7 protein-coding genes and 1 pseudogene are annotated in these 7,037 nt (G+C 72.4%); 3 read left to right on the top strand and 5 right to left on the bottom strand.

The features are described from left to right. The 3 genes and pseudogenes from ACIA8F_RS20955 to ACIA8F_RS20945 form a co-directional block, all read left to right on the top strand. Nucleotides 1–742 (top strand): annotated as a pseudogene (locus ACIA8F_RS20955) (hypothetical protein); the annotation flags it as partial. A gap of 43 nt (nucleotides 743–785) precedes the next feature. Further along, nucleotides 786–1,367, top strand: a complete 582-nt coding sequence (locus ACIA8F_RS20950; protein ID WP_399380684.1) for a pyridoxamine 5'-phosphate oxidase family protein — start codon at nucleotides 786–788, stop codon at nucleotides 1,365–1,367. A gap of 6 nt (nucleotides 1,368–1,373) precedes the next feature. Next, nucleotides 1,374–2,069, top strand: coding sequence for a L,D-transpeptidase (locus tag ACIA8F_RS20945; protein WP_399380701.1), 696 nt, complete (start codon nucleotides 1,374–1,376; stop codon nucleotides 2,067–2,069). A gap of 7 nt (nucleotides 2,070–2,076) precedes the next feature. Here ACIA8F_RS20945 and ACIA8F_RS20940 read toward each other — a convergent pair whose 3' ends face one another. Genes ACIA8F_RS20940 through argC form a run of 5 tightly spaced genes read right to left on the bottom strand, consistent with a single transcriptional unit; the run spans nucleotide 2,077 to nucleotide 7,006 of the window. Further along, complete coding sequence (locus ACIA8F_RS20940; RefSeq protein WP_399380682.1) at nucleotides 2,077–2,613, bottom strand: arginine repressor; 537 nt, start codon at nucleotides 2,611–2,613, stop codon at nucleotides 2,077–2,079. 22 nt (nucleotides 2,614–2,635) lie between these two features. Continuing rightward, on the bottom strand, nucleotides 2,636–3,880 hold the full coding sequence (locus tag ACIA8F_RS20935; RefSeq protein ID WP_399380681.1) for an acetylornithine transaminase: 1,245 nt from the start codon (nucleotides 3,878–3,880) through the stop codon (nucleotides 2,636–2,638). After that, complete coding sequence (argB, locus tag ACIA8F_RS20930; RefSeq protein WP_399380679.1) at nucleotides 3,877–4,812, bottom strand: acetylglutamate kinase; 936 nt, start codon at nucleotides 4,810–4,812, stop codon at nucleotides 3,877–3,879. The genes ACIA8F_RS20935 and argB overlap by 4 nt, the downstream gene beginning before the upstream one ends. Then, nucleotides 4,809–5,981 (bottom strand): bifunctional glutamate N-acetyltransferase/amino-acid acetyltransferase ArgJ, encoded by a 1,173-nt coding sequence (gene argJ / locus ACIA8F_RS20925; protein WP_399380677.1) that lies wholly within the window; start codon nucleotides 5,979–5,981, stop codon nucleotides 4,809–4,811. The genes argB and argJ overlap by 4 nt, the downstream gene beginning before the upstream one ends. Next, nucleotides 5,978–7,006 carry an N-acetyl-gamma-glutamyl-phosphate reductase gene (argC, locus tag ACIA8F_RS20920; RefSeq protein WP_399380675.1) on the bottom strand — a complete coding sequence of 343 codons (1,029 nt, stop codon included), beginning with the start codon at nucleotides 7,004–7,006 and terminating at the stop codon, nucleotides 5,978–5,980. Before argC ends, argJ begins: the two co-directional genes overlap by 4 nt. Nucleotides 7,007–7,037 lie beyond the last annotated feature (31 nt).

Below are 7,037 nucleotides of genomic sequence, written 5' to 3'. Positions count from 1 at the left end.
ACGTACGCCCAGTACGCGAACGCCCCGGCAGCACGCCCGGGCACGGCACCGGACGCCGCGGGCTCGGCCGACAAGATCCGAAAGAGACGGCCTAGCCGACCGCTCCGGGCTCGTACGGGCCTGCGCGCGCTGGCTCCTCGCGCAGGCCGGCGGGGACCCCTACGCGACCTGCCTCGCGCTGATCAAGGACCCCGAGCGGCTCTCCCCGTACGCGGTGACCGGCTTCTGCGAGTGCGCGAAGCGGGCGGACGCACCGCTGCTGCCGAGCCTGCTCGGCCACCCGGCCGGGTCGGTCCGGGCCGCCGCCCTGGCCGGTCTGCGCCGGCTGGAGGTCTCCACCGACGACGCGGTCCTGATCCCGCTGCTGGACGACCCGTGGCCCGCCGTGGCCCGGGAGGCCGCGCTCAGCCTGCTCCTCGTGGCCGGCAGACTGGACCAGCGCCACCTCGCCGATCGGATCGGGCCCGCGAGGCCCGCGCACGTCCGCCGGGCCGCCTTCCGGCTGCTCCGTGCACGACGCGGGATCCACGAGCTGCGGGCCGCGGTGGCCCTGACGGCCGACCCCGACCCCGGGCTGCGGGAGCAGGCGCGGGCGATCGTACGCGGCTGGAACTGGCAGGCCACCCTGCGCTCCGCGGAGGCGGACCGGACCGAACTGGCCGGGCTCCTCGGGCGGTCCGCGCACCTCTTCGACGACTACGAACTGGGGCTGCGCCGCTCCCGGCTCGGTCTCACCGGTTGAAACCCGGTGACCGACTCCAGGGGGCCGAGGAGATAATCCGGTCATGGGAAAGCTCTACGATCGTATCGACGGCAGGCTCCGCGCTTTCATCGAAGAGCAGCCGATCTTCTTCACGGCCACCGCCCCGCTGTCCGGCGACGGCCACGTCAACCTCTCCCCCAAGGGCCGTGCCGGGACGCTCGTCGTCATCGACGAGCAGACCCTCGCCTACCTGGACTTCGGCGGCAGCGGCGCCGAGACCATCGCGCACGTCCGCGAGAACGGCCGGATCACGCTGATGTGGTGCGCGTTCACCGGCCCGCCGAACATCGTGCGCATCCACGGCGAGGGCGAGGCCGTCTTCCGCGACGACCCGCGCTGGGACGGGCTCGTCGGGCTGTTCGGGGACGCCGACGGACCCGCGGCGCGCGCGGTCATCCTCGTCAGGGCCCGCCGGATCGCGGACGTGTGCGGGTACGCCATCCCCTTCATGGAGTACCAGGGCGAGCGCACGCTCCACGCGGAGTACTTCGGCCGCAAGACCGACGAGGAGTTCAACGCCTACTGCGAGAAGAAGGAGTTCATCGGAGTGAGCGTCGACGGCCTGCCTGCGCTGCCGCTGCCCCTTCCGCCCCGTACCGTCTGACGTGTGCTGCGTACCGCGTTCCTCGCCGCCTCACTGATCGTCACCGGCCTGCTGGTACAGGGCCCCCACGACGACCCGCCGCTGCCCGCGCGGCTCGCCGACACCGGCGGCGGCAGCCAGCTGATCACCGCCGTGGCTCCGGCCCCCGGCTCCACGACCGGGCGCCTGACCTGGTGGGACCGGCGGGCGGGCCGCTGGTACGCGGCGGGGAGCGCGCCGGCCCGCTTCGGCGCGAACGGGCTGACCGAGGGCATGACCCGGACCCAGGGCACGAACACCACCCCGGCCGGCCTGTACGGCCTCCCGTACGCCTTCGGCATCGCGCACGCCCCGGCCGGTACGGCGTACCCCTACCGGCGGGTGACCCCCGACTCCTGGTGGTGCCAGGACAACGCCTCGGCGAGCTACAACCGCTGGGTGGAACCGCTGCCCGCGGACTGCGCGCCCGGCGAGGCGGAGCACCTGACCACCTACGCGCAGCAGTACGCGCACGCCCTGGTCATCGCCTTCAACTACGAGCAGCCCGTGCGCAACCGGGGCGCGGGCATCTTCCTGCACGTCAACGGCAAGGGCGCGACGGCCGGCTGCGTCTCGGTCCCCGCGGACGCGATGCGCGCGGTCCTGCGCTGGGCGAACCCGCGCAGGCACCCGCACATCGCGATCGGCACGGAGTCGGGCGACCTGGCCGTCACCCGGTTCTGAGGAGGGGTCAGCCCTCCTTCTGGGCCAGCCTCAGCAGATGGTCGGCGAGGGCCTGGCCGCCCGCCGGGTCACGGCTGATCAGCATCAGGGTGTCGTCGCCCGCGATCGTGCCGAGGATCGCCCGGAGCTCGGCCTGGTCGATCGCCGAGGCGAGGAACTGGGCCGCACCCGGCGGGGTGCGCAGGACCACGAGGTTCGCGGAGGCCTCCGCGGAGATCAGCAGTTCGCCGGAGAGGCGCCGCATGCGCTCCTCCTTCGCCGACTCGCCGAGCGGCGCCTGCGGGGTGCGGAAGCCGCCCTCGCTGGGGACCGCGTAGATCAGCTCGCCGCCGGTGTTGCGGATCTTCACCGCGCCGAGCTCGTCGAGGTCGCGGCTGAGCGTCGCCTGGGTGACGCTCAGCCCGTCGTCGGCTAGCAGCTTGGCCAACTGGCTCTGGGAGCGGACCGGCTGCCGGTTGAGGATGTCCACGATCCGGCGGTGGCGGGCGGTGCGGGTCTGCGGAACGGACTGCCCGTTCCCCTCGTGTTCCTGCGCCTGACTCATCGTCGTCCCATTCCCCGATAGATCATCCGTCCACGTCCGCGGCGGACTTCGCTGCGTCCAGCACACCGGGCAGGGCCCGGAGGAACGCGTCCACCTCGGCCTCGGACAGCACGTACGGAGGCATGAGCCGTACGACGTCGGGGGCGGGCGCGTTGACCAGGAAGCCGGCGTCCTGAGCCGCGCGCTGCACCTGCGCTGCGAGCGGCTCGGTCAGCACGATACCCAGCAGGAGGCCCGCTCCGCGGACGTGCGAGACGAGCGGGTGTGCGAATCCTTCGATTCCGCCCCGCAGCCGCTCGCCGCGTTCCTTGACCTGGTCGAGGAGCCCGTCGGCGGCGATGGTGTCGATCACGGCGAGGCCGGCGGCGCACGCGACGGGGTTGCCGCCGAAGGTGGTGCCGTGCTGGCCGGGCTGGAGCAGGTCGGCCACGGGCCCAAAGGCGGCGACGGCGCCGATCGGGAGACCGCCGCCGAGGCCCTTCGCGAGCGTGACGACGTCGGGCTCGACGCCCTCGTGCGCCTGGTGCTCGAACCACTGGCCGCAGCGCCCGATGCCGGTCTGCACCTCGTCGAGGACCAGCAGGGTGCCGGTGGCCCGGGTGATCTCGCGGGCGGCCGTCAGGTATCCGGCCGGGGGAACGACCACGCCGTTCTCGCCCTGGATCGGCTCGATGATCACGAGCGCCGTCTCCTCGGTGACGGCGGCCCGCAGGGCCTCCACGTCTCCGTACGGAACGTGCGTGACGTCACCGGGGAGCGGCCGGAACGGGTCCTGCTTCTTCGGCTGGCCGGTGAGCGCCAGGGCGCCCATGGTGCGGCCGTGGAAGCCGCCGTCGGTGGCGACCATGTGGGTCCGACCGGTCAGCCGGCCGATCTTGAAGGCGGCCTCGACGGCCTCGGCACCGGAGTTGCAGAAGAAGACCTTGCCGGGGCGGCCGAAGAGCTGGAGCAGCCGCTCGCCGAGCGCGAGGACCGGCTCGGAGGCGTAGAGGTTGGAGACGTGGCCCAGCGTGGAGATCTGCCCGGTCACCGCGGTGACGATGGCCGGGTGCGCGTGGCCGAGGGCGTTGACCGCGATGCCCCCGACGAAGTCGGTGTACTGCTTGCCGTCCGCGTCCCAGACCTGCGCGCCCTCGCCGCGTACGAGCGCCAGCGCGGGGGTGCCGTAGTTGTTGGTCAGCGCGCCCTGCCAGCGGGCGGCGAACTGCTGGTTGCCGGTGGCCTGGTCGCCAGTGGCCTGGTTGCCGGTGCCCTGGTTGCCGGTCATGCGGGGTCCCCTCCCTGGGTGTCGACTGCCTGTACGGCCGCTTGCGCGTCGGGCACGACCATCGTGCCGATGCCCTCGTCCGTGAAGATCTCCAGCAGGATCGAGTGCTGGACCCGCCCGTCGATCACCCGGGCGGTGGTCACCCCGTTGCGGACGGCGTGCAGGCAGCCCTCCATCTTCGGGACCATGCCGCTGGACAGCTCGGGCAGCAGCTTCTCCAGCTGGCTGACGGTGAGCCGGCTGATGACCTCGTCGCTGTTGGGCCAGTCCGCGTAGAGCCCCTCCACGTCGGTGAGGACCATCAGCGTCTCGGCGCCGAGCGCGGCGGCGAGCGCCGCCGCGGCCGTGTCGGCGTTCACGTTGTACACGTGGTGGTCGTCGGCGCTGCGCGCGATGGAGGAGATGACCGGGATCCGGCCGTCCGCCAGCAGCGCTTCGATCGCGCCGGTGTCGATCGCGGTGATCTCGCCGACGCGTCCGATGTCGACGCTCTCGCCGTCGATCTCGGGCAGGTGCTTGGTGGCGGTGATGGTGTGCGCGTCCTCGCCGGTCATGCCGACGGCCAGCGGCCCGTGCTGGTTGAGCAGCCCGACCAGCTCGCGCTGGACCTGCCCGGCCAGGACCATCCGTACGACGTCCATCGCCTCGGGCGTGGTGACGCGCAGACCCGCCTTGAACTCGCTGACCAGGCCCTGCTTGTCGAGCTGGGCGTTGATCTGCGGGCCGCCGCCGTGCACGACGACCGGCTTCAGACCGGCCTGGCGCAGGAAGACGACGTCCTGGGCGAAGGCCGCCTTCAGGTCCTCGTCGATCATGGCGTTGCCGCCGAACTTGATGACGACGACCTTGCCGTTGTGCCGGGTCAGCCAGGGCAGGGCCTCAATGAGGATCTCGGCCTTGGGCAGTGCGGTGTGCTTGCGTGCAGTGCTCATGAGGAGTACGCGCTGTTCTCGTGGACGTACTCGGCGGTGAGGTCGTTGGCCCAGATGACCGCGGACTGCGCACCGGTGGACAGGTCCGCGGTGATGCGGACCTCGCGGCCCTTCATGCTGACCAGGTCGCGGTCCTCGCCGACCGAGCCGTTCTTGCAGACCCAGACGTCGTTGATGGCGACGTTCAGCCGGTCCGGGTCGAAGGCGGCCTTCGTGGTGCCGATCGCGGACAGGACCCGGCCCCAGTTCGGGTCCTCGCCGTGGATGGCGCACTTGAGCAGGTTGTTCCGGGCGATGGACCGGCCGACCTCGACCGCGTCCTCCTCGGTGGCCGCGCCGATGACCTCGATGCGGATGGACTTGCTGGCGCCCTCGGCGTCGCCGATCAGCTGGCGGGCCAGGTCGTCGCAGACGGTCCGTACGGCCTCGGCGAACGCCTCGTACGCCGGCACCCGGCCGGACGCCCCGGAGGCGAGCAGCAGCACCGTGTCGTTGGTGGACATGCAGCCGTCGGAGTCGACCCGGTCGAAGGTGGTGCGGGTCGCGGCGCGCAGCGCCTTGTCGAGGGTGGCGCTGTCCAGGTCGGCGTCGGTGGTGAGGACGACGAGCATGGTGGCCAGGCCCGGGGCGAGCATGCCGGCGCCCTTGGCCATGCCGCCGACCGTCCAGCCGTCCTGGGAGACGGTGGCCGTCTTGTGCACGGTGTCGGTGGTCTTGATCGCGATGGCGGCGGCCTCGCCGCCTTCGGCGGAGAGCGCGGCGGCCGCGGTCTCGATGCCGGGGAGCAGCTTGTCCATGGGGAGCAGGAGGCCGATCAGGCCGGTGGACGCGACGGCGACCTCGCCGGCGTTGACGCCGTTCCCGAGCCCCTGCTCGTTCAGGACGGCGGCGACCTTCTCCGCGGTGGCGTGGGTGTCCTGGAATCCCTTGGGGCCGGTGCACGCGTTGGCGCCGCCGGAGTTGAGGACCACCGCGCTGACGGTGGCGCCCCGCAGGACCTGCTCGGACCAGTGGACGGGCGCGGCCTTGACCCGGTTGGAGGTGAAGACGCCCGCCGCGGCCAGGCGCGGCCCCTCGTTGACCACGAGGGCCAGGTCGGGATTGCCGTTCGCCTTGATCCCGGCGGCGATGCCGGCCGCCGTGAACCCCTGTGCTGCCGTGACGCTCACGGTGCGACTCCGATCGTGGAAAGACCCAGCTCCTCGGGGAGCCCGAGGGCGATGTTCATGCTCTGGACCGCGCCGCCGGCGGTGCCCTTGGTCAGGTTGTCGATGGCGCTGATCGCGATGATCCGCTGTGCGGCCTCGTCGTACGCGACCTGGATCTGAACGGCGTTCGAACCGTAGACGGACGCCGTCGCCGGCCACTGGCCCTCGGGCAGCAGGTGGACGAAGGGCTCGTCCGCGTACGCCTTCTCGTACGCGGCGCGGACCGCGTCGGCCGTGGTGCCGGGCAGCGCCTTGGCGGTGCAGGTGGCCAGGATGCCGCGGGCCATCGGCGCGAGCGTGGGCGTGAAGGAGACGGAGACCCGGTGTCCGGCCACGGGGCTGAGGTTTTGCACCATCTCGGGCGTGTGCCGGTGGCCGCCGCCGACCCCGTACGGGCTCATCGAGCCCATGACCTCGGAGCCGAGCAGGTTCGGCTTGAGCGCCTTGCCGGCGCCGGAGGTGCCGGAGGCGGCCACGATCACGGCCTCGGGCTCGGCGAGCTGTGCGGCGTAGGCCGGGAACAGCGCGAGCGAGACGGCGGTCGGGTAGCAGCCGGGGACGGCGATGCGCCGGGAGCCGGCCAGGGCGGCGCGGGCGCCCGGCAGCTCGGGCAGACCGTAGGGCCAGGTACCGGCGTGCGGGGCGCCGTAGAACTTGTCCCAGTCGGCGGAGTCCTGGAGCCGGTGGTCGGCGCCCATGTCGACGACGAGGACATCCTCGCCGAGCTGCGCGGCCACCGCGGCGGACTGCCCGTGCGGCAGGGCGAGGAACACGACATCATGGCCGGAGAGCACCTCGGGGGTGGTCGCCTCCAGAACGCGTCCGGCCAGCGGCACCAGGTGCGGCTGGAGCGCACCGAGCGGCTGCCCGGCGTTGGAGTTCGCGGTCAGCGCGCCGATCTCGACCTCGGGGTGGGCCAGCAGCAGGCGCAGCACTTCCCCGCCCGCGTATCCGCTCGCACCGGCCACCGCTACACGTACCACCATCGGACCCTCCTCCTCGATGGCATGACTATAC

This window comes from Streptomyces sp. NPDC051563 (assembly GCF_044454225.1).
Lineage (GTDB): Bacteria > Actinomycetota > Actinomycetes > Streptomycetales > Streptomycetaceae > Streptomyces.
This window is presented reverse-complemented; position numbering and strand designations above follow the sequence as displayed.